Genomic DNA, 25,638 nt, shown 5'->3' on the forward strand with positions numbered 1-25,638 from the left:
AGGGCAGTTCTTGATCGGGATCAATTCTGCGTCCTCGCGCCGGGCCTACGCTCGCAAGCTGCCAAGCAAGCGCGAGGTATGGCAATGTCGCGGAGCATTCGCAATTATTTCGGCCTGGGCATCCTGATCGCGCTGTCGGGGCTGTTTCTTGTCATGATCGTCCACAGCGCCGGCGGGGCACCCAGGCCGGCCGCGCGCACGGCATCGGAGGGGCATCGTCTTGCGCAAGCGTGGTGCCAGACGTGTCACGCCGTCGAGCCCGGCATGGCCGGACTGTTCGATACGGCCCCGGGATTCGAAGCCGTCGCAAACCGCAAGGGCACCACTGCGCTCTCGCTGAAAGTGTTCCTGAAGACCAGTCACCAGAACATGCCGAATCTGATCGTGACGTCCGATCAGGCCGATGCGCTGGCGAGCTACATCCTGAGCCTGAGGAGCGACTAGCCGCGGTTGAGGGGTGTCGCTTCGCTTCGCGCCGTCGGCTCATCCGCGTCGCGGGCTCACCAATCCGGATCGCCGTAGTAGGGATCGACCATATAGGGCGGGGGCATCCAGGGCCCCCGCGAGGGCCGGGGTCGCCGAGGTGCGGCCGCTTGCGCGTGCGGCCGTGCCGGCGCAGCGGTCTCGTTGTTCATCACGCTTCGCGCGGCGGGTTTCGCGGATGCAGGTGCGGATGAAGATGCGGATGACGTCGTCAGCTCCTTTTGCAGCGCCTGGACCTGTGCGGCGAGGCGCGCATTGGCCGCCGCATCCTTCTCCTGCGCCGCCTTGAGCTGTTGAATGGTGTCGGCCTGCTCGCGCAGCGTCTGCTCGTTGCGGCTTTTCAGTTGCTCGAGCTTTCCGTTGATGTTCGCGAGCTCGCTGGTGATGGTCTTGAGCGATTGCGCGAGATCAGAGGACGACGAGTCAGGCGTCGTGGCGCCAGATTTTGAAGCGTCGGGTCTTGGAGCGTCGGGTTTTGAAGCGTCAAACCCTGCATTGCTCTCGGTGTCCTTGCCGACCGGCGGCGTGGGCACCGTGCCGGGCTCATCCGCGGCAGCGAGCTGCACGGCCGGCGGCTGCGCCGGAGTTTCAACCGTGGACGCTTGCGGAGGCTCGCTCGCCGCCGGTGGAGTCCATCGCGCCATGATCGACCTGCTCATGGACCTGGCCTCGTCGCGATATTGCGAAGCGAAGGCGGCACCGAGAATGCCGATCGCCAGCACGAGGCCGACCAGAGCGCGCAGCATGGGCCGGTCTCCCTTCAGGCCTTGATTGCGAGCCGTGCTAACCGGCGCCAGCGCCGCGGCCTTGGGAGCCTTGGCCTCGGGAGCCTTGTCCTTGGGAGTCTCGACAGCCTCCGCACCGGCGCTTGCTCGCGAGGCCCTTGGGCTTTCGCTGCCGCGTTCCATTCCGGAAACCAGCCGGTCCAGCCGCGCCAGGTCTTGCTCTGCGCTCTTGATCCGGTCGTAGGCCCGCGCCAGCCCGCCATCGGCGCGTTCCGCGTCCGACTTTGGGGCGTCCGGCTTGGGGGCGTCGGGCTTGTGGTCGTCAGGTTTGGGGTCGTTCGTCTCGGGCACCGATGCGCTCTCGATCCAGTCGGGCGTCAATGGGAGTGCGGCAGTCCGATCGGAACGATAAGACTCGCCGCCGTCCCACACAACGCGCGTGCGAAGGAGAAATTATGGCGAGGCCTCGGGGTGGGGCGGTCGCGGGGTATGCAACGGGCGCCCTTGATCTGGATCAAGCATGCAGCGCCCGACCGTCGCCACCGTGCAGACATTCATCGGAAGGAACACATGGTTCAGACAAGAGCGATCATCCTTGGTGCCTTCGCGGCCCTGCTGCTGGCCGTGCCGGCCAAGGCCCAGGTGCTGGTCGACGTTTCCAAGATCAGCTGCGACCAGTACATCACCCAGCGCATTACCCACATGCAGACCGTAAACGTTTGGCTCGCCGGGTTCTACGCCGGCCGCCGCAACAATCCCGTCGTGGACACGCAAGCGCTGAACAAGAACGGCAACAAGCTCTCACGCTTCTGCGAGTCGCATCGCGAGATGCCGCTGCTGGACGCGGTCGAGGCCAATACGAAGTAGGGGCCGAGGAGGGCGCGGGCGTTTGCGGTCGTGTCCGGCCTGACCGTATCGCGCATTACGGCGACGCGCATTGAATCTACATCGACAGGTGAAGTGCACTGGCACCGTCATCGCCGGCCATCAATAGCGGCCGCCGTGGCCCTTTTGCTGCGTGATCCAGTCCGACAATGTTTTCGGCGACGATTTCGCAGTCCGGCCCGGTGATGCCTTCGGATTGTCGCGAACGCCTTTCGTCGGACGGGTGCGCGGCGCTTCCGTTGCGTTGACGCTCTTCGAGCCAGCCATAGATGCTTCCGCAGCTTCCTTCTCGAGGCGCAGCTGTTTCAATCGCGCCATCTTGATGCGCTCTGCCTCGACTGCGGGTCCTTCGGACAGCAGCGGCCTGTGTTGAGCGACTTCCGCCGGGACGATGACACCGATGATGGTCGTCTCGCCGAGCGCCTTGCAGGCTTCGAGCCGATGCAGCCCCTCGACCAGAACGAGGCGGTCTCCGTCGAGCCGGACGGAAATGGGTTCCTGTTGTCCGATGTCCAGCATACTTTCAGCGATCTCCCCGACGATCCCGGGCTTGATTGCTTTCTTCTGCTTCGTGGGAACGAAGATCTTCTCGATCGGGAAGCTTTCCGGTTTGGGCATAATCTGACTCCGCTTCTACCGGGCCCGTCGGAACCGATGCCGGCGGTGGTCGGAGTTTAGGAGGGAAGGGCTCGACCGCAAAGGGAATTTCGGCGGCGGCTCGTAGGATGGGTTGAGCCCTCGCGAAAACCCATCGCTCTCATCGACCGGGATCGATGGGTATCGCTTCGCTCCACCCAACCTACGGGCTAACGTTTCTCGCGAATGTACGAGCCCTCGGGTCGAGGGACTGGGCTATTAATTTGCTCTTGAGAGACGGATCGGTACCGGCGCGGAAGCCAGTTGGCCTTCAGTAGGACGTCCCTATTGTCGACGATCTCCTGCTCCATCAAGCGGAGAAAGTGGCCGACGTTGCCGCTCGCCATGAGCAAGGCCTCAGCTTCTGGGGGATTAGCCGAGCCTACTTCGTATCTGAGTACGTTTAATTCGCGCTCGGCAGCAAATAGCATCTGATGGATTTTGCTCAATGGTGGAAAGTAGAGCCGAATATACAAGATGATTTTCTTGGCACGATCGAACCCATAGTGTGTCAGATCATCCAGTGCATTGAGCGCCTTGCGCGCCTCTACGTCCCCGTCCATGGCAAGGTGATAAAGCTTGAACATGCGGGCGTTGTGTTCTGAATGTTCGTTGAGCAGGAGATAAAGTTGTTCTAGTTTAGGGGAGAGAAGTTGGACTGCGTCCCGCCTTCGCCCGATCATCTGCGTAACCGCAAAGACGATTAAGGCGACCGAGGCGGCGATGACGGCTGATGCCATAGATGCCGCGGCGGAAGGATTGGCAACGCTCCAGTCAACAATATTCATTTGCGTTCAAAGCCTTCGAATTGAAGCAAGTTGCGCCTAATTGGCGAGCTGCGTATCTTTGGCAAATGCTGCTCGCGACCAAGCTCGTAGGATTGGTTGAGCCGTTGCGAAACCGATCATCTTTGTTGAATGACTGATGATGGGTATCGCTTCGCTCCACCCATCCTACGCTCTGTCGCCCCAATACGGCGCAAATGTCGCTCACTCGGGCTTTGCCCGCAGCTTCAGCGCGACGCATCCGCAGGGCGGATCGGCCACTTAGGCGGCGTGTTCCGCAGAGCGCGTGACATCGCCGCGTCCCGCGAGAAGGCCGGCAATGGAGATATCTTCGTCAAGCGCTTCCCAGTGCAAGCCGACGCGGCTGAGCTCGACCTGGTTGCGTTCGTCTGGCGTTGCATGGAGCAGGCGCGGAAACCACGCAAGCGGGATCCCGAGTGTCCTTCCATCGGACAGTTCGACCCACATCGTGTGTTCGTCGAAGCGAACGCTAGTTGCCGAAATGGTCATGCCAAGCCTTCAGAAGAAGCTCGCGGTTGTCTTCCACGACGCGCAGGATATTCGAAAGTTCCCGCGGATTGAAGCCATAACTGTCGGCTATTGATATGCCAGGCTCAAGCCAAATCTTGGCGTCCCGGCCGCCGCCTTTGACATGAATATGGGGCAGCTCGGGTGGCTGCCCCTCATTTGAGAAGAAGTAGTAACGCAAGCCGCCCTGGCGTAATGCAACTGGCATCAATGCCTCCGGGCGGCTTGCGCTATTGGTATCAGCTGCACCCCGTCGTGCTGCCGCAAGTATCGCACTTCATGCACGTGCCGTTCCGCACCAGCGTGAAGTTGCCGCACTCGCTGCACATCTCGCCCTCATAGCCCTTGGCTTTCGCTTCCGCGCGGCGCTCGGCCTTGCTGGGCACTGCGACTTGCGCGCTGCCGGCCTTGCTCCACTGCAGGGCTTCCAGCTTCTCGGTGGGCGAGAGGTCGTGGGCCACTTCCTGCTTCAGCGCGACCGCGCCTTCCAGGACGTCGCCGGCACGGCCTGCACCGTGGGAGGCGAGCGAGGTCACCTTGCTGCCGCCTGATGGTGCGCTGTCGTTGCCTTGCGCGACCGCGGTCGAGCCGCCGCGCATCACCACGAGGTTGTCGGTGCGGGAGCGGGTGAGGCCGCGCGACACCAGCTTGGACGCGCCGTGGCTGTGATCGCCCGGCTCCTTGCCTTCCTCGACGCCCTTGCCGAGCACGTCGAACCCGGTCTCGCTGGGATCGACATGGGCGAGGTCGAAGCGGCTGAGATAGCTCACCGCCAGTTCGCGGAAGACGTAGTCGAGGATCGAGGTCGCGTACTTGATGCTGTCGTTGCCCTGCACGGGGCCCGCCGGCTCGAAGCGGGTGAAGGTGAAGGCGTCGACATATTCGTCGAGCGGCACGCCGTACTGGAGACCCAGCGACACCGCGATGGCGAAGTTGTTGATGAAGGAGCGCAAGGCCGCGCCTTCCTTGTGCATGTCGATGAAGATCTCGCCGATGCGGCCGTCGTCATACTCGCCGGTGCGCAGATACACCTTGTGGCCGCCGACGACCGCCTTCTGGGTGTAACCCTTGCGGCGATCCGGCATCTTCTCGCGCTCGCGCATCACGATGATGCGCTCGACCAGCTTCTCGACGATCTTTTCCGAGACCTGGGCGGTGCGTGCCGCCATCGGCTTGTCGTAGAGATGCTCGATCGCATCGTCCTCGTCCTCATCGTCGGCGATGAGCTGCGAGTTGAGCGGCTGGCTGAGCTTGGAGCCGTCGCGATAGAGCGCGTTGGCTTTCAATGCGAGTTTCCACGACAGCATGTAGGCGGACTTGCAGTCCTCTACAGTCGCGTCGTTCGGCATGTTGATGGTCTTGGAGATCGCACCCGAGATGAAGGGCTGCGCCGCCGACATCATGCGGATGTGGCTCTCGACCGACAGATAGCGCTTGCCGACCTTGCCGCATGGATTGGCGCAGTCGAACACCGGATAGTGCTCGGCCTTGAGGTGCGGAGCACCTTCCACCGTCATCGCGCCGCAGATGTGGACGTTGGCCGCCTCGATCTCGCGCTTGGTGAAGCCCACGGCCTGGAGCAGGTCGAAGCCCGGCGCGGCAATGGCTTCAGCGCCGATGCCGAGCTGGTCGCGAATGAAGTCTTCGCCAAAGGTCCATTTGTTGAAGGCGAACTTGATGTCGAACGCGGTCGGCAGCGCCTTCTCGACCTTGGCAATGGCTTCGTCGGTGAAGCCCTTGGCCTTCAGCGTCGAGGCGTTGATGCCGGGGGCGTTGGAGAGCGAGCCGTGGCCGACGGCGTAGGCCTCGATCTCCGCGATCTCGCTCTCGCGATAGCCGAGCGCACGAAGGGCAGCGGGGACCGCCCGGTTGATGATCTTGAAGTAGCCGCCGCCGGCGAGCTTCTTGAATTTCACCAGCGCGAAGTCGGGCTCGATGCCGGTGGTGTCGCAATCCATCACGAGGCCGATCGTGCCGGTCGGCGCGATCACTGTGGTCTGGGCGTTGCGATAGCCGTGCTTCTCGCCGAGCTCGAGCGCCGCATCCCACGCCGCTTGCGCATGGGTGACGAGGTCGGTCTGCGGGCACGACACCAGGTCCATCGGCACGGGATTGACGCTCAGCGCCTCGTAGCCGTTGGACTGGCCATGGGCGGCGCGGCGGTGGTTGCGGATCACGCGCAGCATGTGCGCGGCGTTCTTCTTGTAGCCGGGGAAGGTGCCGAGCTCGGCCGCCATCTCGGCCGAGGTCTTGTAGGTGATGCCGGTCATGATCGCGGTCAGCGCGCCGGCGATGGCGCGGCCTTCCTTCGAGTCATAAGACAGACCCATGGTCATCAGGAGGCCGCCGATATTGGCGTAGCCGAGACCGAGCGTGCGGAACTCGTAGGAGAGCTCGGCGATCGACTTCGACGGGAACTGCGCCATCATCACCGAGATTTCGAGCACGATGGTCCAGAGCCGGCAGAGATGCTCGTAGCCTTCGACGTCGAAGCGCTTGGACGGGATGTCGTAGAACGTCAGCAGGTTCGCGGAGGCGAGGTTGCACGCCGTGTCGTCCAGGAACATGTATTCCGAGCACGGATTGGAGGCGCGGATGTCGCCGGACGCCTTGCAGGTGTGCCAGTCGTTCATGGTGGTGTTGAAGTGCAGGCCGGGGTCGGCCGACGCCCAGGCGGCGTAACCGATTTTTTCCCATAGGTCGCGCGCCTTCAGCGTCTTGGTGATCTTCTTGGTGGTGCGTCCGACCAGATTCCAGTCGCCGTCGGTCTCGACCGCGCGCAGGAAGTCGTCCTTGAGCGACACCGAGTTGTTGGAGTTCTGCCCGGACACCGTGAGATAGGCTTCCGAATCCCAGTCGGTGTCGTAGACGTCGAACTGGATGTCCTTGTAGCCTTGCTTGGCGAACTGGATGACGCGCTTGATGTAATTGTCGGGCACGAGGCTGCGGCGCGCGAGCTTGATCTCGCGGCGGAGCGCCGGGTTCTTCTCGGGATCGAAGCAATCGTCGCCCGAACCTTCGCAGTTGACGCAGGCCTTCAGCACGGCCTTGAGGTGCTTCTGGTTGATCTTGGATCCGGTGACGAGAGCCGCGACCTTCTGCTCCTCCTTCACCTTCCAGTCGATATAGGTCTCGATGTCGGGATGATCGACGTCGACGACGACCATCTTGGCGGCGCGGCGCGTGGTGCCGCCCGACTTGATCGCGCCCGCCGCGCGGTCGCCGATCTTGAGGAAGCTCATCAGGCCGGACGAGCGGCCGCCGCCGGAGAGGCGTTCGCCTTCGCCGCGCAGGCGCGAGAAGTTGGAGCCGGTGCCGGAGCCGTATTTGAACAGGCGGGCTTCGCGGACCCAGAGGTCCATGATGCCGCCCTCGTTGACGAGGTCGTCACCGACGCCCTGGATGAAGCAGGCGTGCGGCTGCGGATGCTCGTAGGAGGATTTCGACCGGGTCAGCTTGCCGGTGAAGGGGTCGACGTAATAATGGCCCTGGCCGGGGCCGTCGATGCCATAGGCCCAGTGCAGACCGGTGTTGAACCATTGCGGCGAGTTCGGCGCGACCATCTGCATGGTCAGCATGTAGCGGAGCTCGTCGTAGAAGGTCTGGGCGTCCTCGTCGGAGGAGAAATAGTTGCCCTTCCAGCCCCAATAGGTCCAGCAGCCGGCGAGACGGTCGAACACCTGCTTGGCCGAGAGCTCGCTGACGAAGCGCTCTTTCTCGGGCAGGAGGGCGAGCGCCTCGGTGTCGGGCACGGAGCGCCACAGGAAGGAGGGGACGGATTCTTCCTCGACCTTCTTCAGGCGCGCGGCGACGCCGGCCTTGCGGAAGTACTTCTGGGCCAGGACGTCGGAGGCGACCTGCGACCACGCGGTCGGCACCTCGACATTGTCGAGCTTGAACACGACCGAGCCGTCGGGATTCCTGATCTCCGACGTGGTCAGCCGGAACTCGATGCCGGCGTAAGGTGACTGTCCCGAAGTGGTGTGGCGCCGCTCAATCCGCATGGTCTTGCCCCGTCCTATCTTTGACCGGACCGCCTCCGTTCAGGCGTGCCTGGTCATCATTTCATTTTGCGGTGCTTGAGGGCGGTCGGGCCCCTTGGCATCGCAGCTCAGCCGGTAGACCCGGCCCGTTTTCTCCCGACGCGATTGCTCGATGCGCGCACCGATCATCCGCCGGCACGTCCAGACCCATCCGCCCCAAAGGGATGAGCCCGACATGCGTTCAACGCCCCACAACGTCACGTCTTCAACCATTGCCATCCGAGCCTGTTTCCAGCCCGTTCAGGCGCCCGAAAAGTCCGCTCGCCGGGCAGACAAGCCCGTATCCCGCTGCCTTTGTCTGGCTTGGCGGAGTGCTGTTTTGCAGACCCTTTGGGGGAGTGCCGGCGGGACGCAAACACACTCGCGCCGAACGGATCGAAAACTAGGACTCTCCGTTACGCCCGTCAAGAACTAGTGCGAGTTCCTGAATCAAATACTAAATATGGTGGATTGTGGGGGATAACAGGGGGCAGGCCCGCGCCTGTTGTTGAGCCAAGTATCAGTGAGTCCTCAGGGATTCCCAACCGAAAAAATTTCCATCTTGGGGTGCCGCTGAGGCTTCACCCCGCTGTTCACAGGGCAGGTATATTTTTGGATCGCGGGCTTGCCACACCGGGACTCACGTAGGGCTACGGAAGGTGAGGGCAGGCATGCCCGCCGGGGTGGTGGTGGGAGGGGCGAATCCGCGCCAAGCTGCCCTCGATTTTGCCGGACTACCCACATGCTTGATTCGACTCGGCCGGTGCTGCGACCGCGCATCGCCCCGGCCGGCCTGATGTTCCTCGCCATCACCTCGGTGGGCTGGGGCTTCAACTGGCCGGTGACGAAATTCCTGCTCTCCGAGCTGCCGCCGCTGACCTTGCGCGGGGTCACCGGCGTGCTGGGCGCAGTGCTGCTGGCGGCGCTGGCGCTGATCCGCCGCGACAGCCTCAGTGTCCCGCGCGAAATCTGGCCGCGCCTCGTGACCGCCGCGCTCCTCAACGTCACCGGCTGGATGGTGCTGATGGGGCTAGCGCTGCTGTGGCTGCCGGCCAGCGAGGCGGCGCTGATCGCCTACACCATGCCGGTCTGGGCCTCGCTGATCGCCTGGCCGGTGCTGGGCGAGCGGCCGACCTTGTTGCGCACCATCGCGCTGGTGATGGCCTTTGCCGGGCTTGCCTCGATCATGGGCGGCAACGGCTTTGCTGCCACCGCGGACAAGCTGCCGGGCATCGTCATGGCGCTGTGCGGCGCGCTCGGCTTCGCCGCCGGCACGGTGTTTTCGAAGAAGTACCCGATCCGTCTGCCGCCGATCACGGCCGCGGCCTGGCAAATCGGGATCGGCTGCCTGCCGATCACGATCATCGGCCTTGCCGTCGAGACCACGCATCTGGAGCTGGTGACGCCGGTCGGATGGTGGCTCCTGGTCTATTCGACCGTGGTGCAGTTCTGCATCGCCTATGTCAGCTGGTTCGCAGCGCTCGCGCGCCTGCCGGCCTCCGTCGCCGCGATCGGCACCATGGCGGTGCCCGTCATCGGCGTCGTGGCGTCCGCGATCGCGCTGCACGAGCCGCTGGGAGCGGGGCAGATCGCCGCGCTGATCTTCACGCTGGCAGCGGTGGTGCTGGCGACGCGGTAGGGCGTGTAGTCATGAAGGGGCTGGCCGCCTGATGTCCTAAGCGGACGCTCGCGCGCGCTCCAACAGGCACGCGGCGGCGAGCAGATCGTGAGTTTGGAATCCTTCACTGAACTGCTCGTAGATCGGAGTGAGCAATCGGACGGCCTTCGGCCGGCGCCCGGCCGCTATCCAGCGCGCTGCAAGATCGGTGGCTACGCGCAGCTCAAAGGTCTTCGCCCCTATCGCGCGCGCCTCAGCCAGTGCCTGCTGCAACAGGTTTTCGGCAAGAAGCGGCTCACCTTCGGAAAGGAGTACGGAGGCCTCGACCCGCTGAAGCTCCGAACGACACCAGCGCTCTCCCTGATCTTCCTGATGGTGAATAGCCCTTGTGATCGCCTTTCGCGCCTCTTCGATCCGCCCTTGTCGCAGATAGGCGCGGCTGAGGATGGCGAGATAGCTGCCGATCCGCATCAGGAAGCGACAGTCGATCAGCTCCTCGATCGCCGCACGGATGTCCTCCACCGCCGCAAGATCTCCGCGCAAATCGCGCAGGCACGCCGAGAAATAGCGTTCGACCGGAATCCAGCGCGAGATGCGCTCCCGATCCAGATTGCGACGCAGCCGCTCCGCGTAATGCTCGAGCGCCGCCAAATTCCCGTTTTCGAGTGAGATCGGAAGCGCGGCGAGGCCTAGCGCATTCGACTGCGACACCCAGTGACCGCCGCGATCCGCGGCCTCGACGGCATCGTTGGCCAGCTTCGCCGCATATTCGGCTTGCCCCTGCATCCAGGCCACGAAAGGCAGATTGAAGCGAACGGTGATGAAGCGATAAACCTCGTTCGCATCCTTGCGCGAACGGCTTTCGGCCAGCGAATAGGTCGCTGCGAGGCGATCGAGAACCAGGCGGCTCTTGCTTAATTCGCCGGCGAAGGCGTGAGCCCATGCCAGGGCTCTGTCGGCTTCGGACGTCGCCGTCAAATCGCGCGCCCGGTCGGCCAGCGAGGTGGCCTCCTCAAGATAGGTGATGGCACGCGCGAGTTCGCCGATCTGCAGCAGATAGAACGCAAAACCCACTAGCCCCCGCTGCTGATAGTCGATGCTGCCGGCGCGCCTTGCGAAGGCGATCGCATCAAGCCAGGCGACCTCGTTCTCATTCGAACTCTTGCGGGCGTAGAACAGGCTCCATCCGAGGGCGCAGGCGAGCTTTGCCTTCGATAGATCGTCGCATGCGACGCTCTTGGCCAAGGCAAGTGCGCCCTCTAGCCGCGCTTGCGCCTCCGACAGGATGGAGGTTTCCGACCACAGGGTGATCGCCGCAACCGCAAGCCTGATGCCGAGGATGGCATCGCCCTGCTTCCCGAGCGACCATGACAGCGCGGTTCTCAGATCGGCTATACGGCCGAGGTAGCGCTCGGTCCAATCAGCCGGCTCGCGCCAGTTCCACTCTTCCTCGGACTGCTCGAACAGCGCAACCATGCGCTCCGCATGGCGCCGCGGCGCCCGTCCGCACGCCGGATCGGCCTGACGCCGTTCCGTGGCATAGCGGCGCGTGCTGTCGATCAGCCGGTAGCGCAGGCTCGCGCCCCGGGCCTGCGCGCTCAACAGTGATTTGGCGACGAGGCTGCCGAGTCCGGTCACGACGTCGACTGGCGTGAGCCCTGCCGCTTCCGCGACGAAGACCGCATCCTCGACCTCGAACCCATCGCTGAACACGGACAGCAGGGCGAACAGCCTGGCTTCCTTCTGCGACAGCAGCCGGAAGCTCCACTCAATCGTCGCCATCAGGGTCTCATGGCGCGGCGGCGCGCCGTCGGTCCTGGCAGCGCTAAAACCGAGCTTCTGATCGAGGATGACCAACAACTCCCGAGGAGTGAACCTGCCGATCTGAGCTGCAGCCAATTCGATGGCCAGTGGAAGTCCGTCCAGCGAATGGCAGACCGCGGCGATGGCTTCGCAATCATCGTCGACGAACTCGTAGTCCGACCATTCGGCGGCGCGGCGGACAAACAGCTCCACCGCCGGGAACCTGACAGCCTGATCAACCGACAGCCCCAGGCCAGATCCCGGAGAAGGTAGAGAGCCAAGCCGCACGATATGCTCGGTGGTGGTGCCGAGCGGCTCGCGACTCGTCGCAAGCAGCCGGGACGGCGATGTGTCCGTCATGAACTTGCTGGCAAAGATTGTGGCGGCGGGCAGCACATGCTCGCAATTGTCGAGGATGAGCAGCATCTGCCGCGGCCTCAGATAGTCGAGTACAGCAGCCAGATCAATGTCCGTATTGCCTCGGATACCGAGTGCCGTCACCAGCGCCGCGCCGAACAGAGTAGGATCGGAGATTGTCGAGAGATCGACGAAGCAGACGCCGTCGCGATACCTTGACGCAAACGCTTGGGCGACGGCCAAGGCTACGGTCGTCTTACCGATTCCTCCTGCGCCGGCCAGGGTCACGTGCCTGTCCTCAACGAGCAGATCGGCGATTTCTCCGATGTCGGCTTCGCGGCCGACGATGCCGCGCGGCAATGGTGGGTGCGAAAGGGGGAGCGGATCGGCCAGCGTAGGCTTCTCCTCGATCTCGCCGATGCCGACCCGGACATCGGCGATGAATTTGTACCCGCGCCGCGCCACGGTCGCGATGTAGATGGGCTCGATCTGGGTGTCTCCCAGCGAGCGCCGCAAGCTCGACAAATTGACCTTGAGATTGCTGTCGTGGACGAACGTGCCCGGCCAGGCTGCCGATATCAGCTCGTTCTTGCTGACCAGCTCGCCACGGCGCTGCACCAGCAGCCGCAAGAGCTCAAACGCACGTCCGCCCAGTTTGACGGGGCGCTCGTCGAGAAGAAGCAACTGACGGCCGGGGACCAGTCGAAACGGGCCGAAACTGAATGTCAGCTCCTGTCGAGGTGCGCCCCGTTGCCGTGTGGCGGTCCGCATTGAGCATTGCCAATCGATCGAAGTGATCGACTGGTATTATCATGCACGGCAAACTTGTTGAAGTGAGCCTTTCTGAAATTGCACGACTGCTGCATAAAGCCGCTTGAGCGGGCGCCTCTGGCCATTTTTTTAGGCTTGCCACAAGCCGCTGTGCTCACAAGCTCGACGCTTCATAGCTGAGTTCCGGAAGCCGGGCGAACCACTCTTCACATGCACTTCAGTGGGGGAGCGGAGCTGCGGGGTTGACGAGCGACGCCGAGCGCAGCTCGCGCCAGAAATCGGCGGGGATGACTTCCTCGAGCGCAGCTCGATCCTCGGCAATGCGGCCTGGACGGCTGGCGCCTGGAATGACGGCAGCCACCACCGGGTTTGCCAGCGCGAACTGTAGGCCCGCCGCCTTCATGCTGATGCCGTAGCGGTCGGCGATCGCCTTGATCCGCCCCACCTTGTTGATGATTTCCGGGGGCGCCGGCGCATATTCAAAATTCGGGCCGCCGACGAGCGCGCCCGAACTGTAGGGGCCGCCGATGACGATCGCGAGCTCATGCTCCGCAACCATCGGGATCACCCGCTGAAGCGCCCTTGCATGGTCGAGCAGCGTGTAGCGGCCCGCGAGCAGGAAGCCGTCGGGGTGCGGCTCTTCGAGCGCGAGCAGCAGTTCGATCGGCTCGACCCGGTTGACGCCGAGGCCCCATGCCTTGATCACGCCTTCGTCGCGCAGCCGGTCGAGCGTATTGAACGCGCCCTTGCGTGCGCTTTCGAACACCGAAAGCCATTCGTCGCCGTAGAAGTCCTGCGCCACGTCATGCACGAAGGCGATGTCGATGTGGGAGGTCGCGAGCCGATTCAAGCTGTCCTCGATCGAGCGCAGCGTGGCGTCCGCGGAATAGTCGTTCACAATCTTGTTCGGACGCCCGTATTTGAACACGCCGCCCTTCTCGGCGACGTCGCGCGCGCCGACATCCTCGATCTCATCCAGGATCAATCTTCCGACCTTGGTGCTGACGACATAGTCGCTTCGCGGCCGGCCTCCGAGCGCGGCGCCCATGCGGATCTCGGCAAGACCCGCGCCATAGAATGGCGCGGTGTCGAAATAGCGGATGCCGTCGTCCCAGGCCGCATTCACGGTCGCGAGCGCTTCTTGCTCGGGAATGTCGCGAAACATGTTGCCGAGCGGCGCCGCGCCGAAACCCAATCTTCCTGGCAGAATATCCTTGAGGGCCATGTTGCGAGTCCTTGTCTGCGACAGGCATGTCCGTCCGTGCGCGGCGCCGCCGGTCTCACTCGGTCGCGGACGTATCCGCGCTTCTGATGAACGCCGCGACTTCCCGCGGATGCGACAACATCACCGCGTGGCCGCTTTTGATCTCCGTCACCTTCGCGCCCGAGCGCTTGGCCATGGTGCGCAGCCAGGTCGGAGGGATAATGTGATCCTCCATCGTGACCATGTAATAGGTCGGCTTCGTCTTCCAGGCCACGCGGTCGACCTTGGACTGCACCGCCTGCAATCCAAACGGCAATTGCGCCGCAGCCATGAAGCGAGCGGTCGCAGCGTCGACGCCGCCAGCGAAAGAGGTCGGGAATTTGTCGCGATCGACGAAGAGATAATTGCCCTCCGTGACCAGCGGCCCCTTTTGCTCGCCGACGGGCACTGGGCCTTCCGACAGCGTACTGACAGACTCTCCGGCGTCGGGAGCATATGCCGCGAGATAGACAAGGCTGCGAACCTTCGGATTGTTGCCGGCCTCCGTGATGACCATGCCACCATAGGAATGGCCGACGAGGATAACCGGATGCCGCGCCTTGGCGATCACGCGTTCGGTCTCCGCGACATCGTCACGAAGCGAGATCGTCGGCTGCTGGACGACGAGCACTTCATAGCCTGCATTCGAGAGAATGTCGTAGGTGTCCTTCCAGCCGGAGCCATCGACGAAAGCGCCGTGGACAAGGACGATGGAAACGGTCCTCTCGGCGGCGACCGCGGGGGCGGCCGTTGCGATCGACATTGCAGCAAGCGCGGAAATAAGCGGCTTCATAGCAGGCTCCGATCATTGATGCGGCGACATTGCCGTTTGATGAGCCCTTCACTAGCGCGCTTGAGAAGTTGCGGTATTTCCGATTCCTGCGCGACGATGGACGCATCTTGCTCATCTGCAGTGAGAGCAGCTTTCGAAGCGCCGGTGCGCCGGCTCCAACCTTTTGCTTTGCTTGCCTTTTACCTCTTTTAACCGCGCCCCCTCTGGACTTCGCTATCGCTCCTTGTGAGAAATCCAGGATCGGCGTGGCAGCGGGCCGGGCTGCACTCATTGACCGGATGGACTGATCGCTCTCTTGCGATACGGGGCCGGGAGTCGCCGCAACTTGCGGAGGTCGTGATGGCACTCGTGACTCATGGAGATCGGAAGTACCAGAACAGCGAGAAGCTCGCAGCGGCCAACGACTGGCCAGGGCTGAGCATCGAACATCGTAAGTTCGAAGCAGGGCGCCAGGCGACGCCCGTTCCCATCTGCACCGAGCTTGTCATGCTGCTGTCGGGCGGCGGGATGGTGTGCCGCACCGGCAACGGTGAAGTCCAGAAGAGCCTCGCGCGCCCGGGCATGAGCTACCTCGTCCCGGTGGGGACGCAGGAGAGTCATCTCGAGCTTTCGGACCGGATGGAGTGTCTTCATCTCTACCTCCCGCCGGCGCTGCTGGACCAGAGCGCGCTTGCGGACTTCAATATCGATCCGGCAAGGATCGAGATCGCCTACGCCCACGGTCTGACGGACCAGGTGCTCTTCCACATCTGCTCGCCGCTTCGAGATCTGCTTCATCGTCCGCGCCAGTCGACTGACGCGCTGTTCGTGGAGGGAATTCAAGTAGCGCTCGCGGCGCATCTTCTGGGCAATTATACGATCGACCGCTGGCGCGCGCCCGACAGGTCGCCGTCGCTCGATCCACGGCGCCTGCAGCGCGTGCTGGACTATATCGAGGCTTCTCTGGGAGACGAAATCAGACTTGAGGATCTGGCGGCTCAGGCCTGCCTCAGCCCCTATCATTTTTCGCGGCTGTTTCGCGAGGCGACCGGTCTATCGCCGCACCGCTACGTGACCGATCGCCGCGTACAGGCGGCGCGGCACGAACTAGCGCGCGACCGGCTGTCCCTGGTCGAAATTGCCTTGGAGTTCGGTTTCGGCTCGCAGGCGAACTTCACGCGCGTCTTCCGAAAGGCTGCAAGCCTCACTCCGGGGCAGTATCGCGAATTGTGCTGCGGCCAGATCGAGGTGAATGCCCATCGGTCTGATCTAGGGTACCGCAGGGATTGCGCATGATCCCGCAGGATTCGGATATACGGTTCTTGGCTGCCCGGGTAGTGTCGTAGCGACGACAAATTTAGCGGACTTCTCTAGGAAACGCATCATGACTCAGCACGTCCTGGTTATCGTCAGCAACGCAGCCGTGATCGGTCCGAAAAATCGTAAGACGGGCTTCTTTTTCGCCGAGGTCGCGCATCCGTTCGATGTGCTGGACAAGGCAGGCATTGCCGTTGAGTTCGCCTCTCTAAGGGGCGGATGGACGCCATATGATGCCTATGACGAGAAAGATCCTGCGGAGAAGGCTTTTCTCGAAAGCAAGGCCTTTCGCCGCTTGAATCGCAGTCGCAAATTAGCTGAGGTGGATGCTGCCGACTACGAAGCCATCTTCGTGCCAGGCGGTCTTGGACCGATGGTCGACATTCAGCGTAACCCCGTCGTTCAGAATGCAGTCGTGCGCGCCTGGAGCACTGGAAAGTTTGTAACTGCCGTTTGTCACGGTCCGTGCGCGCTCCTCGGGGTAGACCTTGGCGATGGCAAGCCGTTCGTGCAGGGCAAGAAGCTCACATCGTTCTCGAAGAAGGAAGAGTACGACTACGCGCGCGAAGACGTGCCTTACGAACTTGAAGATGCCCTGCGGGCAGAGGGTGCCGAGTATACATCCGCAGCAAACTGGCAACCTCACGTCGTCGTCGACGGACGCCTCATCACTGGCCAGAATCCCGCCTCGGCCGGGCTCCTGGCCAAGGAGTTGCTGGCAGCACTCAGAAAATAAAGAACAGCAGCCGGGCATCGCCTGCCTGACCTAAAGACCGCAGTTCCCCCCTGAGGAAGCCTGGTTGATAACAATGCCCTCGAAGATCACTGCCATTCTAGTTGCTCACCCGGGCAAGAACGTTGAGCTCAGAGAACTGCTTGTTGGTCTGGCGCCCCATTGCAGGGCCGAACCCGGCAATCTGCGCTGGGACGTCTGGCGCGACAGTTCGGACGACCATCGTTACGTCCTTGATGAGCTTTACCGGGACGCCGCTGCGGTCGAAGCGCATCGAAGCTCGCAGCACTACCAGGCCTACTTGGCCAAGGTTCCTGAACTGGCGGAACGTACGGCAGTCATCGCGAAAGCCGTGGATGTTGGATGATGGGCATCACGCCGCGAATGGCCCAATCGCCATTCGTAATGGCCGTGCGCGTTTACCACACCGACATTTCCAGGTGGGACTTCGACCAAGGCGCGCGAGCCAGAAACTCTAACCCGCCACCCCGCCACCCAGCGCCTTCCGGATCATCTCGGCGAGCTGGTTGCGGCGGTAGGGTTTTGTCAGGAGCATGACGCCGTCGTCGAGCTTGCCGTGGTGGACGATGGCGTTGTCGGTATAGCCCGAGGTATAGAGCACCTTCACGCCGGGGCGGATCGTCGCCACCTTGTCGGCGAGCTCGCGCCCGCTCATGCCGCCGGGGATCACGACGTCGGTGAACAGCAGATCGAACGGCTGGCCGGCCTGGATCAGCTCCAGCGCGGCCTTGCCGTCGGGCGCGGCGACGGTCTGGTAGCCGAGGCTCTGGAGCTGCACGGTGACGAAGTTGCGCACCAGCGGATCATCCTCGACCACGAAAATGGTCTCGGCGCCGCCTTCCGCCGGCGGCGTCGTGGTGGGGGCCAGTTCGGCCATGCCTTCGCCCGGCGGCAGATAAAGCTTGATCGTGGTGCCGTGGCCTTCTTCGCTGTAGATCTTGATGTGGCCGCCGGACTGCTTGACGAATCCGTAGACCATGGAAAGGCCGAGGCCGCTTCCCTTGCCGACCTCCTTGGTGGTGAAGAACGGCTCGAACGCCTGCTGCTGCACCTCGGCCGGCATGCCGGTGCCGGTGTCGCTGACGGCGAGCATCACGTAAGGGCCGGGCCGCACGTCGGGATTGTTTTGCGCATAGGCCTGGTCGAGCACGACGCGGTGGGCCTCGAGCAGCAGCTTGCCGCCGTTCGGCATGGCGTCGCGGGCGTTGATGGCCATGTTGAGCAGGGCATTGGTAAGGCGGGACGGATCGATGTGCGCGGTCATCTGCCCCTGTTCGAGCACGGTCTCGATCTCGATCTGCTCGCCGAGGGTGGGGCGCAGGAGTTTTGCGATGTCCGCGACCGCGGCGTTGATCTCGACGTTGCGCGGCTGCAGCGGCTGCCTGCGCGCGAAGGCGAGCAGATGCTGGATCAGCTCGGCGCAGCGTTCGGCGGCCTCGTCGATCAGGCGCGCTACGCGCTGGAGCTCGGGCTGCTGCTTCAGGCTTGCCACCAGCGTCTCGGTATTGCCGGAGATCACGGTCAGCATGTTGTTGAAGTCGTGCGCGACGCCGCCGGTGAGCTTGCCGATCGCATCCAGCTTCTGCGACTGGTACAATTGCCGCTCGGTCTCGCGCGAAATGGTTGCGTCGTGATAGACCAGCACCGCGCCGGAGACGTTGCCTTTCCCATCCAGCATCGGCCGGCCGCTGATCATGAGATGACGGGGAGCATTGCCGCTGTGCGGGCGGACGATCATCTCCATGTTCTCGAACGGCTCGCCGCGCAGCACGCGTGCCGAAGGCAGCTCGTCGGGCTTGAGCGGGGTGACGCCGTCGCCGTGAAGCACGCTGGACATCGCGCGCAGATTGCGCAGGTTCGTGCCGGTCCGGTGCAGCAGCATGCGCTCCGCGGCGGGATTGGACAGAAGGACATTGCCCTCGGCATCGATGACCAGCACCGCCTCGGCCATGCTGTGAAACGTGCTCTGGAGCACGTTGACCGACAGGCGCAGCTCGTCATGCGCGGTGACGAGATGCTCGGTGCGCTCGGCCACTGCGGCCTCGAGCTGCTGATTGGCGGCCGTGGTCTCCAATAGCGTGCTCTTGAGTGCGCCCTCGCTGCGCCGGCTCTCGCGCATCATCATCACGACCAGCAGCAGGATCACCAGCGCGCCGGCGACGTCGATGCCGAGCAGCACGATGCCGGTGCGGCGCGAATCCTGGGAGCGCGCGGCGAGCAATCGTTCTTGCTCTGCGCTCAAATGATCGAAATTGCCCATCACCGTGTCCATGAGGCCGCGGCCCTCGCCCTTGCCCTGGACCGCGGCAATGCCGGCCTGATCGTTTCCGGCGCGCAGGCGCATCACTTCGGCGGCGATCTCGATCCGGCGCAGCGCCAGCGGCTCGGTGCCCTCGAGCAGCGCGACATGTTCGGGAGTGTCGCGCACGCTGCGCTTGAGGTCGGCGAGTGCCGGTGCGATCCGTGCGTGCACCGCCTGGAATTCTTCGCTGAAGCTCGGGTTGCGATAGATCTCGTAGCCGCGTGCGGCGCTCTCGGCACTGCGCATCAGCACGCGCAGATCGGAGATCTTCTTCAGCACCTGGACGGTATGATTGACCCAGGCCGCGTCGGACCGTGACTTGACGTCGAGGCCGATCGAGGCTGCGGTGATGATCAGGAGGATGGCAAGTCCAGCACCGAGAATGACGCGCTGCGTTGGGATCAAGGGGCTTCTTTCTTGTCCTTCGGCTGTGAGCCACCGCCCGGCTCGGCGATGCATTCCCGGATCGTGGTCAGCAGCGCGTCCGGCGTGAACGGCTTGCGCAGACAGCGAGTCGCGCCGAGTTCCAGCGCCATTCGGAGGAAATCGGGAGAGGGCGAGGCGGACGATGCAAAGGCGTAGCCGGACATCGCGATCAGCGGAACCGCCGGCGCGCGCTCGTGAAAGATGCGAATGGACTCGAAGCCGCGCATGTGCGGCATGAAGATGTCGACCAGCATCACGTCGAAATTCTGGGTTTCGAGCGCAGCCAGACCCGTTTCTCCGCCGTCAGTCAACGTGACGTCGAAGCCCTGACGTTGGAGGAGGACCTCGATGGTCGCGCCGACCATCGGATCGTCATCAACCACGAGAATGCGCGGCATGACACTTCCCAGTCATCGAAGTCCCCACAGCCAAGTTGATACAGGTGAATCGCGCGTCGGGTCAATTTGGGATTGGATAAGGGTAGATATGCACGGTGCGGTGAATAGAGGTCCCCTCGCATCGGTTGTTCGCGGCATCGCCGATGACGAATACGAAGCGAGCGAAACAGGTGGGGCGCCGGAATGAAAAAGGCGCCGCATCGCTGCGACGCCTTCTTCTTCAAGTACTCTCGGTGTGCTTACGGGCAGGGATGACGCTGGCCGTCATAGCCAAGATAGGTGCCGGAGGCGGGATCGTAGGACTTGTAGCGCTGCGCGCAGTAGCCCGCGGAATCGCCGCCGCTATCGGGGACCACGGCCACTGTCGGTTCATCATAGTAGCTGTCGCCATAATAGTAGGGGTCGTCATAGTAGCCGCCGCCGTAATAGGCGTACGAGCCGAGGCCGCCGATCGCAGCGCCCGCCGCGACACCGGGCCAGAAGCCGCCGCCGTGACGATGATGCCAGTGACGACCACTCCAATTGCCGCTACCGCCCTGCCAGTTGCGCGCAGTCGCGACGCTGCGTGTACCGCTGTACGACGGTGAGAAGGCCGGTCGGCTCGCCGTGCCGGCTGCGAAGCTGCCACCGCCGGGACGTACTGCTGCGCCGGCCGCGAAATGGCCCCCGCCGCCACCGATCCGTGCGCCGCCGAAGTTGCCGCCGCCCATGCGGGCGCCGCCACCGCCAAAGTGAGCGCCGCCGCCACCGAAGTGTGCCCCACCGCCGCCGCCGCCAAAGTGTGCCCCGCCGCCAAGGCCGCCGCCAATGTGGGCACCGCCTCCAACCGCTGCGGCCCGACTTTGGGCAAAGCTCGGCGTCGCCAACGGGATAACCAATGCCACTGCCGCAGCCGTGCTCAAGACTTTCAGACTTTTCATGATCAAAACTCCTTTTCCCGGAAGCAAACCCCATGAAAGGGCCGGAGTTCCTGGGATCACGGGGGTTTGCGTGCGAGGACAAGCTCACATGGCGACGCTGTATCCCACATGAACGGATCGCGTCCGCTTTGCGGCAGCGTTCCGTGCCGGTAGACCAGATCTGCAGCGGGGCGCCGCCGCCCGCGCCGAACTGGACATTTCGCCGTCCGGATGGCATCAGGACCCGACGAAGCAGGGCCCTTGCCGAATGAAACAATTCTTCCTCAAGTTCTTCACCTGGTGGAATGGCCAGACGTTTGGCACCCAACTCTGGACCAAGCGCTACGGCGAGCTGGTCGGCCAGGACGAGCAGGGCAACCTCTATTATCGCACCCGCGGCGGGGCGATCGACCCGGCGCTCGGCTTCGAGCGGCGCTGGGTGGTCTATAACGGTTATGCCGAGGCCAGCCGTATCCCGCCGTCCTGGCACGGCTGGATGCATCACACCGTCGATGTGCCGCCGACGCAGGACAATTACCAGCCGCGCGAGTGGGAAAAGCCGCACCAGCCCAATCTCACCGGCACGGCCAACGCCTACCGTCCCTCGGGCTCGACGCTCGCCAGCGGCAAGCGGCCGAAGGCGACCGGCGACTATCAGCCCTGGACGCCCAGCTAGGCTCCCGATCCCCGCCTGAACCCTTGTCGTCGGAGTGGATGCACCCGCATCCGCCTCGCCTTGCTGTGGACAGCGGGAACAGCGGGGATGAGTCCTGCGCGCGGGTTGCAGCCACGCGAGCGATGCGGCTCAATGGTCGCATCTTACGGAGATGGGAGACCATCGCGTTCGGTTCGGGCAACAGTTCGCGACTGTCCCGAAATGCAGCGGCCGCCGACCAGGACTCGATCGGGAGATAGGCCCCCGGTCTGCAAGCTCCGAAATCGCCCGATGAAATGTGCAGCCGCCGTAAGACAGGAAAGGCCGCTCGGGAAACCGGGCGGCCTTTTTCTTTGATCTGCTTTTCGGCTGGCGCGGCCGCTCAAAGATAAAGCCGCGGCGAGTTGCCGACCGGCATCATTTCATAGGGCGCCTTCCAGCCAGGCAACGCGGCGACACGCCCGCGCCAGGCATCAATGGCCGGAAATGCCGTGGCAAGATCAAAACCTGTCTCCTCGGCTGGATAGTACAGGTAACCCAACAGCGAGAAATCGACGATGGTCGGCCGGCTGCCCAGAATGAAGCTGCGTTCGGACAGGTGCCTGTCCACGATCGAGAAGGCACTTTCGGTCCGGGTTCGCAGATAAGCGAGCACCGCGGGATGAGCGGGCTCCGGCATGAAGCAGCGCTGAAACCGATGCTGGGCAAAGCTCGACGTGAATTTGTGGTTGTCGAACAGCAGCCAGCGCGTCGCCTCGAATGCTTCCTCGCGCGTCGGGCCGTACATGCCGTGAGTTTCGGCGAGCCACATCAGGATCGCGCCGACTGAGTCATATGCAGGCCGTCCGCCTCGAGGACGGGGACCTCGCCCATGACGTTGGTTGCGGCCCGCCAGTCCGGTGTGCGGGTTTCGCCGCCGGCGAAGTCGACGCCGACCGGCTCCCAGTCGAGCCCGGCGCAGTTGAGGAACAGCGCGACCTTGAAGGAATTGCCAGAAGCTCCGACGCAGTGCAGCCGGTATCGGGCCATGGTCAGCTCCTCCTGTGCGCGCGGCCGGGAGCGGCCGTGGCTGTCAATCGCGGGCCAGATCGTCGCACCAGGCTCCTGACAGCGTCGTGTCAGCAGTGCCGCGCGTTGGCGACATGACGGCAGAGGCTAGTTCAACCGTTCCGCCGCCCGTTGCACGGCTTCGAGACGGCGGACCTGGTTCGGCGCGATCCGTTGCTTGACCTGCGCCAGCACGTCGGCTGACGCAGTATCCGGCGAACCGGAATTGAACGGAGGCGCCGGATTGTATTCGATCCCGAGCTGGATCGCTTCCGCCGTGGTGCGGTCGACCAGGATCGACACCAGCGTCAGCGCGAAATCGATTCCCGCGGTGACGCCGCCGCCGGTGATGCGGTTGCGGTCGACGCAGACGCGCGTCTTGGTCGGCGTCGCGCCGAACTGGGCCAGCATCTCCATTGCGCTCCAATGCGTCGCGGCGCGGTAGCCCTTCAGGAGGCCGGCGGCGCCGAGCGCCAGCGATCCCGTGCAGACCGAGGTGACGTATTTGGCGCCCTCGGCCTGCCGGCGCAGGAAACCGAGCACCTCCTCGTCATTGAGCAGATCGTCGGTGCCGCGGCCGCCGGGCACGCAGATCACATCGAGCTGCGGGCAATCGGCGAACGTCATGGTCGGCGTCAGCGTCAGCACGGAATCGCTCGGCACCGGCTCGATCCGTTTCCAGATCAGATGCAGTTTTGCACCCGGCACGGCGGAGAACACCTGCAAGGGACCCGTAAAATCGAGCTGGGTGACGCGCGGAAACACCAAAAGGCCGATCTGGAGCGGGGACGACATGAGAGCCTCCAATTATGAGCTTGACGGATGCAGCCTCTCATGATGCCCTTCTGTCCAAAATGGCGTATTTCCCTCGCTTTCGGACATGAGCATGATCGGCATCCTGATCTTCCCGGACTTCCAGTTGCTCGATGCGGCCGGCCCGATCTCGGTGTTCGAGATCGCGGCGCGCTGCACAGGAAAGACGACGCCCGGGATCCGCGTGCTGGCGGTGAACGCGGGGCCCGTGCGCAGCTCGTCCGGCGTGGAGATGATGGCGCGCGACTTCAAGTCGGCGAACGCGATCACCACGCTGGTCATCGCAGGAGGCGCGGGCGTGACGGACGCCGCGCGCTGCGAGGTCACGCGCGCCTTCGTGCAGCGGCTGGCGAAGCGCGGCGTGCGGGTTGCGAGCGTCTGCTCGGGCGCCTATGTGCTCGCCGAAGCAGGCTTGCTCGACGGACGCCGCGCCACCACGCATTGGGGGCGGACACGCGATTTCGTTGCGCGCTATCCCAAGGTGAAGTTCGAGCCGGACCAGATTTTCACGCGCGATGGCAATGTGTGGACGTCGGCGGGCATCACGGCGGGCATCGACCTTGCGCTCGCGATGGTGACCGAGGACCATGGCGAAGAGATCGCGCAACAGGTCGCGCGGCAGCTCGTACTGTATCATCGCCGCAGCGGCGGCCAGTCGCAATTCTCGTCACTTCTGGAATTGAAGACGCCGAACGGCCGCTTCGGTGCGCTGCTGTCCTGGGCGCGCGAGAACCTCGACGCCCGTTTGACGGTCGAAGATCTCGCCGACCGTGCCGGCATGAGCGCGCGGCATTTTGCCCGCGCCTTTGCCGCCGAGACCGGCACGACGCCCTCGAAGGCCATCGAGCGCTTGCGCATCGAGGTCGCGCGCGAGCGCGTGCAGTCCTCGCGCGAGGCGATCGAGCTCGTCGCGGAGGCGACCGGCTTCCGCGACCCCGAGCGCATGCGGCGTGCGTTCATCCGCGCTTTCGGCCAGCCGCCGCAAGCGCTGCGGCGCGCGGCAAGGGCGGGGTAGGGAGATTCATCGATTGGAGAGGCCGCTTGAGCGGGTGAGCAGACTTGCATATTCCCCGGCCTTGCGTCACCCGTTGCAGACGATCAGTACAACACGTACCGTCGCTGATCCCGATGCAAGGAACCCCAATGACTGATCGAGAAAAGATTCTGATTGCCCTTCGCGAAAAACCTTTGAAGACTTTCGAAGTCATGAAGCGCGTGAACATCAAGAACCAGGACGACTGCCAATCGCTCCTGTTGAAGATGCGTGACGAAGGCGCCGTGAAGTTCGATATTCACAAGGGACATTGGCGCGCTGCGTGACGACATTCGCTTGGTCACCAGCAGTCTCGCGATGGCAGAGCGGACAAGACTTGCTATTTGGGTCAGCCCGATGCGGCCTTGCCGCCGGTTGCCGCGGCGCCCGAGGCCTGTGCGCGCGCCGTCAAGCGCCGCGCGATCGGCATCAGCATGTAGGGCGCCAGGTGAATGGGAAACTGCGTCATCGCGAAATAGAGCCAGGTGGTGGGCGGCAGCGCGCCGGCGGTCGCGGCGAGCATCAGGCCCAGATTGCGCTGTGACACCATCAGCCCGAGCGCCAGCGCGCGCTCATAGCCGATGCGGCGGAACAGCAGCGTGGTCACGGCGAGCAGCGTGAAATAGATCGCGAACGCGAGCGCCGCGAAGCCGATGGTGGAGACCGGCCGGGCGACGAGATCGCTCGCGACGTCGCCCATGATCGCGGTCGCGAAGACCAGCAGGATGACGATGTTGAAGCCGTCGATCGGCTGCCTGTGACGCTGGATCGCGGCTGCCCCAAAGACCTGTCGGATCACGGTCGCCGCCAGCAGCGATGCTGCGAGGATGCCGAGCAGTTTCAGCCCCAGCGCAGGCGGCGAGATGCTGAGCATGCCGTCAAGGAACAGGCTTGCGAACAGCGATGCCGTGAACGGCACCAGCGCGGTCGCGCTCACCAGCGTGACCAACACCAGCGTGGCGTCGAGGCCCATCAGCGCAGCCAGCGCCGGCGCGGCCATCATCGGCGAGGCCATGCTCTGCAGCATCAATGCGAGCGCAAGGTCGGGCGCGCGCGCCGTGAGCCCGGTGAGATGGACAATCAGGCCGACGATCACAGGCACGCCGATCATGGTCCAGACGGTCGCGGTCCCGACCAGCGCCGGCCGCCGCAGATGGCCGGTGAGCGCGGCGAGATCGACCCGCATGAAGGAGATGCAGAGCAGAACGAAGATCGCCTCGGTGACATAGGGTCGCAGCATCACCCCGAGCGGCGGCACCGCGAGCGCGATGAACACGACGGCGGCCACCGCGCGGGTGCCTTGGCCGCCGAGCCATGTCAGCCCGCGCAGGGGGAGGGCGAATATGCTTTGAAGAACCGGCGGCAT

The 25,638-nt window shown here is 63.8% G+C and carries 26 protein-coding genes; 9 read left to right on the forward strand and 17 right to left on the reverse strand.

The features are described from left to right. Positions 1–84: 84 nt before the first annotated feature. Positions 85–444, forward strand: coding sequence for a c-type cytochrome (locus tag AC0L3S_RS02735; protein WP_473278012.1), 360 nt, complete (start codon positions 85–87; stop codon positions 442–444). Positions 445–500: 56 nt separating this feature from the next. On the opposite strand, the gene AC0L3S_RS02740 is transcribed toward AC0L3S_RS02735, so the two are convergent. Further along, on the reverse strand, positions 501–1,559 hold the full coding sequence (locus tag AC0L3S_RS02740; RefSeq protein ID WP_473278013.1) for a hypothetical protein: 1,059 nt from the start codon (positions 1,557–1,559) through the stop codon (positions 501–503). 219 nt (positions 1,560–1,778) lie between these two features. Here AC0L3S_RS02740 and AC0L3S_RS02745 point away from each other — a divergent pair, with 219 nt between their 5' ends. Further along, positions 1,779–2,075, forward strand: a complete 297-nt coding sequence (locus tag AC0L3S_RS02745) for an HdeA/HdeB family chaperone (protein WP_354254950.1) — start codon at positions 1,779–1,781, stop codon at positions 2,073–2,075. Between the two features lie 120 nt (positions 2,076–2,195). Here AC0L3S_RS02745 and AC0L3S_RS02750 read toward each other — a convergent pair whose 3' ends face one another. The 6 genes from AC0L3S_RS02750 to AC0L3S_RS02775 all read right to left on the reverse strand — a co-directional run bounded on the left by AC0L3S_RS02750 (position 2,196) and on the right by AC0L3S_RS02775 (position 8,304). Further along, on the reverse strand, positions 2,196–2,711 hold the full coding sequence (locus AC0L3S_RS02750) for a ParB N-terminal domain-containing protein (RefSeq protein WP_473278014.1): 516 nt from the start codon (positions 2,709–2,711) through the stop codon (positions 2,196–2,198). Between the two features lie 188 nt (positions 2,712–2,899). After that, entirely contained in the window at positions 2,900–3,517 is a 618-nt protein-coding gene (locus AC0L3S_RS02755) for a hypothetical protein (RefSeq protein ID WP_473278015.1), read from the reverse strand. Between the two features lie 258 nt (positions 3,518–3,775). Beyond that, positions 3,776–4,024, reverse strand: coding sequence for a DUF2442 domain-containing protein (locus AC0L3S_RS02760; RefSeq protein ID WP_473278016.1), 249 nt, complete (start codon positions 4,022–4,024; stop codon positions 3,776–3,778). Beyond that, positions 4,005–4,250 (reverse strand): DUF4160 domain-containing protein, encoded by a 246-nt coding sequence (locus tag AC0L3S_RS02765; protein WP_473278017.1) that lies wholly within the window; start codon positions 4,248–4,250, stop codon positions 4,005–4,007. The genes AC0L3S_RS02760 and AC0L3S_RS02765 overlap by 20 nt, the downstream gene beginning before the upstream one ends. Positions 4,251–4,281: 31 nt before the next feature. Further along, the gene (locus tag AC0L3S_RS02770; protein ID WP_473278018.1) at positions 4,282–8,046 is read right to left on the reverse strand and encodes a vitamin B12-dependent ribonucleotide reductase; all 3,765 of its coding nucleotides are present in this window, start codon (positions 8,044–8,046) and stop codon (positions 4,282–4,284) included. Positions 8,047–8,085: 39 nt separating this feature from the next. Next, positions 8,086–8,304, reverse strand: coding sequence for a hypothetical protein (locus tag AC0L3S_RS02775; protein WP_473278019.1), 219 nt, complete (start codon positions 8,302–8,304; stop codon positions 8,086–8,088). A gap of 502 nt (positions 8,305–8,806) precedes the next feature. Between AC0L3S_RS02775 and AC0L3S_RS02780 the strand changes: the two genes are divergently transcribed. Beyond that, the gene (locus AC0L3S_RS02780; RefSeq protein WP_473278020.1) at positions 8,807–9,703 is read left to right on the forward strand and encodes a DMT family transporter; all 897 of its coding nucleotides are present in this window, start codon (positions 8,807–8,809) and stop codon (positions 9,701–9,703) included. 36 nt (positions 9,704–9,739) lie between these two features. Here AC0L3S_RS02780 and AC0L3S_RS02785 read toward each other — a convergent pair whose 3' ends face one another. The 3 genes from AC0L3S_RS02785 to AC0L3S_RS02795 form a co-directional block, all read right to left on the reverse strand. Next, the gene (locus AC0L3S_RS02785; RefSeq protein WP_473278021.1) at positions 9,740–12,526 is read right to left on the reverse strand and encodes an ATP-binding protein; all 2,787 of its coding nucleotides are present in this window, start codon (positions 12,524–12,526) and stop codon (positions 9,740–9,742) included. Between the two features lie 304 nt (positions 12,527–12,830). After that, positions 12,831–13,838 (reverse strand): aldo/keto reductase, encoded by a 1,008-nt coding sequence (locus AC0L3S_RS02790; protein ID WP_473278022.1) that lies wholly within the window; start codon positions 13,836–13,838, stop codon positions 12,831–12,833. A gap of 55 nt (positions 13,839–13,893) precedes the next feature. Continuing rightward, a complete protein-coding gene (locus AC0L3S_RS02795; protein WP_473278023.1) occupies positions 13,894–14,649 on the reverse strand; it encodes an alpha/beta hydrolase in 756 nt (251 codons plus the stop codon). A 339-nt stretch (positions 14,650–14,988) separates the two neighbouring features. Between AC0L3S_RS02795 and AC0L3S_RS02800 the strand changes: the two genes are divergently transcribed. The 3 genes from AC0L3S_RS02800 (at position 14,989) to AC0L3S_RS02810 (ending at position 17,045) form a co-directional block, all read left to right on the forward strand. Beyond that, complete coding sequence (locus tag AC0L3S_RS02800) at positions 14,989–15,924, forward strand: helix-turn-helix domain-containing protein (RefSeq protein WP_473278024.1); 936 nt, start codon at positions 14,989–14,991, stop codon at positions 15,922–15,924. A gap of 88 nt (positions 15,925–16,012) precedes the next feature. Further along, positions 16,013–16,681: a type 1 glutamine amidotransferase domain-containing protein gene (locus tag AC0L3S_RS02805; RefSeq protein WP_473278025.1), complete on the forward strand. Its 669-nt coding sequence runs from the start codon at positions 16,013–16,015 to the stop codon at positions 16,679–16,681. Between the two features lie 64 nt (positions 16,682–16,745). Beyond that, positions 16,746–17,045, forward strand: coding sequence for a putative quinol monooxygenase (locus tag AC0L3S_RS02810; RefSeq protein WP_473278026.1), 300 nt, complete (start codon positions 16,746–16,748; stop codon positions 17,043–17,045). A 108-nt stretch (positions 17,046–17,153) separates the two neighbouring features. Here the strand turns inward: AC0L3S_RS02810 and AC0L3S_RS02815 are convergent, their stop codons facing one another. From AC0L3S_RS02815 to AC0L3S_RS02825, 3 genes are all read right to left on the reverse strand, one after another. After that, positions 17,154–19,406: a CHASE3 domain-containing protein gene (locus AC0L3S_RS02815; RefSeq protein WP_473256993.1), complete on the reverse strand. Its 2,253-nt coding sequence runs from the start codon at positions 19,404–19,406 to the stop codon at positions 17,154–17,156. Beyond that, positions 19,403–19,825: a response regulator gene (locus AC0L3S_RS02820; protein ID WP_473256992.1), complete on the reverse strand. Its 423-nt coding sequence runs from the start codon at positions 19,823–19,825 to the stop codon at positions 19,403–19,405. The genes AC0L3S_RS02815 and AC0L3S_RS02820 overlap by 4 nt, the downstream gene beginning before the upstream one ends. Positions 19,826–20,064: 239 nt before the next feature. Then, positions 20,065–20,745: a BA14K family protein gene (locus AC0L3S_RS02825; RefSeq protein WP_473256991.1), complete on the reverse strand. Its 681-nt coding sequence runs from the start codon at positions 20,743–20,745 to the stop codon at positions 20,065–20,067. Positions 20,746–20,992: 247 nt separating this feature from the next. Here AC0L3S_RS02825 and AC0L3S_RS02830 point away from each other — a divergent pair, with 247 nt between their 5' ends. After that, positions 20,993–21,400: an NADH:ubiquinone oxidoreductase subunit NDUFA12 gene (locus tag AC0L3S_RS02830; protein WP_354054866.1), complete on the forward strand. Its 408-nt coding sequence runs from the start codon at positions 20,993–20,995 to the stop codon at positions 21,398–21,400. 361 nt (positions 21,401–21,761) lie between these two features. On the opposite strand, the gene AC0L3S_RS02835 is transcribed toward AC0L3S_RS02830, so the two are convergent. The 3 genes from AC0L3S_RS02835 to AC0L3S_RS02845 form a co-directional block, all read right to left on the reverse strand. Continuing rightward, a complete protein-coding gene (locus tag AC0L3S_RS02835) occupies positions 21,762–22,190 on the reverse strand; it encodes a glutathione S-transferase family protein (protein ID WP_473278027.1) in 429 nt (142 codons plus the stop codon). Continuing rightward, the gene (locus AC0L3S_RS02840; RefSeq protein WP_473278028.1) at positions 22,190–22,408 is read right to left on the reverse strand and encodes a glutathione S-transferase N-terminal domain-containing protein; all 219 of its coding nucleotides are present in this window, start codon (positions 22,406–22,408) and stop codon (positions 22,190–22,192) included. The genes AC0L3S_RS02835 and AC0L3S_RS02840 overlap by 1 nt, the downstream gene beginning before the upstream one ends. Positions 22,409–22,534: 126 nt before the next feature. Then, positions 22,535–23,221: a DJ-1/PfpI family protein gene (locus AC0L3S_RS02845; protein ID WP_473256990.1), complete on the reverse strand. Its 687-nt coding sequence runs from the start codon at positions 23,219–23,221 to the stop codon at positions 22,535–22,537. A 91-nt stretch (positions 23,222–23,312) separates the two neighbouring features. Here AC0L3S_RS02845 and AC0L3S_RS02850 point away from each other — a divergent pair, with 91 nt between their 5' ends. Continuing rightward, on the forward strand, positions 23,313–24,254 hold the full coding sequence (locus tag AC0L3S_RS02850; protein WP_473278029.1) for a GlxA family transcriptional regulator: 942 nt from the start codon (positions 23,313–23,315) through the stop codon (positions 24,252–24,254). A 128-nt stretch (positions 24,255–24,382) separates the two neighbouring features. After that, positions 24,383–24,559: a hypothetical protein gene (locus AC0L3S_RS02855; protein ID WP_018454491.1), complete on the forward strand. Its 177-nt coding sequence runs from the start codon at positions 24,383–24,385 to the stop codon at positions 24,557–24,559. Positions 24,560–24,621: 62 nt separating this feature from the next. Here AC0L3S_RS02855 and AC0L3S_RS02860 read toward each other — a convergent pair whose 3' ends face one another. Continuing rightward, positions 24,622–25,638 carry a Na+-dependent transporter gene (locus AC0L3S_RS02860; protein WP_473256988.1) on the reverse strand — a complete coding sequence of 339 codons (1,017 nt, stop codon included), beginning with the start codon at positions 25,636–25,638 and terminating at the stop codon, positions 24,622–24,624.

This window comes from Bradyrhizobium sp. Ken01 (genome assembly GCF_055807355.1).

Excerpts from the sequence above, each read along its gene's own strand:
- AC0L3S_RS02735 (WP_473278012.1), top strand. The coding sequence starts at position 85 with ATGTCGCGGAGCATTCGCAATTATTTCGGCCTGGGCATCCTGATCGCG.
- AC0L3S_RS02745 (WP_354254950.1), top strand. The coding sequence starts at position 1,779 with ATGGTTCAGACAAGAGCGATCATCCTTGGTGCCTTCGCGGCCCTGCTG.
- AC0L3S_RS02750 (WP_473278014.1), bottom strand. The coding sequence starts at position 2,711 with ATGCCCAAACCGGAAAGCTTCCCGATCGAGAAGATCTTCGTTCCCACG.
- AC0L3S_RS02755 (WP_473278015.1), bottom strand. The coding sequence starts at position 3,517 with ATGAATATTGTTGACTGGAGCGTTGCCAATCCTTCCGCCGCGGCATCT.
- AC0L3S_RS02760 (WP_473278016.1), bottom strand. The coding sequence starts at position 4,024 with ATGACCATTTCGGCAACTAGCGTTCGCTTCGACGAACACACGATGTGG.
- AC0L3S_RS02765 (WP_473278017.1), bottom strand. The coding sequence starts at position 4,250 with ATGCCAGTTGCATTACGCCAGGGCGGCTTGCGTTACTACTTCTTCTCA.
- AC0L3S_RS02770 (WP_473278018.1), bottom strand. The coding sequence starts at position 8,046 with ATGCGGATTGAGCGGCGCCACACCACTTCGGGACAGTCACCTTACGCC.
- AC0L3S_RS02775 (WP_473278019.1), bottom strand. The coding sequence starts at position 8,304 with ATGGCAATGGTTGAAGACGTGACGTTGTGGGGCGTTGAACGCATGTCG.
- AC0L3S_RS02780 (WP_473278020.1), top strand. The coding sequence starts at position 8,807 with ATGCTTGATTCGACTCGGCCGGTGCTGCGACCGCGCATCGCCCCGGCC.
- AC0L3S_RS02790 (WP_473278022.1), bottom strand. The coding sequence starts at position 13,838 with ATGGCCCTCAAGGATATTCTGCCAGGAAGATTGGGTTTCGGCGCGGCG.
- AC0L3S_RS02795 (WP_473278023.1), bottom strand. The coding sequence starts at position 14,649 with ATGAAGCCGCTTATTTCCGCGCTTGCTGCAATGTCGATCGCAACGGCC.
- AC0L3S_RS02800 (WP_473278024.1), top strand. The coding sequence starts at position 14,989 with ATGGCACTCGTGACTCATGGAGATCGGAAGTACCAGAACAGCGAGAAG.
- AC0L3S_RS02805 (WP_473278025.1), top strand. The coding sequence starts at position 16,013 with ATGACTCAGCACGTCCTGGTTATCGTCAGCAACGCAGCCGTGATCGGT.
- AC0L3S_RS02820 (WP_473256992.1), bottom strand. The coding sequence starts at position 19,825 with ATGCCGCGCATTCTCGTGGTTGATGACGATCCGATGGTCGGCGCGACC.
- AC0L3S_RS02825 (WP_473256991.1), bottom strand. The coding sequence starts at position 20,745 with ATGAAAAGTCTGAAAGTCTTGAGCACGGCTGCGGCAGTGGCATTGGTT.
- AC0L3S_RS02830 (WP_354054866.1), top strand. The coding sequence starts at position 20,993 with ATGAAACAATTCTTCCTCAAGTTCTTCACCTGGTGGAATGGCCAGACG.
- AC0L3S_RS02835 (WP_473278027.1), bottom strand. The coding sequence starts at position 22,190 with ATGTGGCTCGCCGAAACTCACGGCATGTACGGCCCGACGCGCGAGGAA.
- AC0L3S_RS02840 (WP_473278028.1), bottom strand. The coding sequence starts at position 22,408 with ATGGCCCGATACCGGCTGCACTGCGTCGGAGCTTCTGGCAATTCCTTC.
- AC0L3S_RS02845 (WP_473256990.1), bottom strand. The coding sequence starts at position 23,221 with ATGTCGTCCCCGCTCCAGATCGGCCTTTTGGTGTTTCCGCGCGTCACC.
- AC0L3S_RS02850 (WP_473278029.1), top strand. The coding sequence starts at position 23,313 with ATGATCGGCATCCTGATCTTCCCGGACTTCCAGTTGCTCGATGCGGCC.
- AC0L3S_RS02855 (WP_018454491.1), top strand. The coding sequence starts at position 24,383 with ATGACTGATCGAGAAAAGATTCTGATTGCCCTTCGCGAAAAACCTTTG.
- AC0L3S_RS02860 (WP_473256988.1), bottom strand. The coding sequence starts at position 25,638 with ATGCCGCCGGTTCTTCAAAGCATATTCGCCCTCCCCCTGCGCGGGCTG.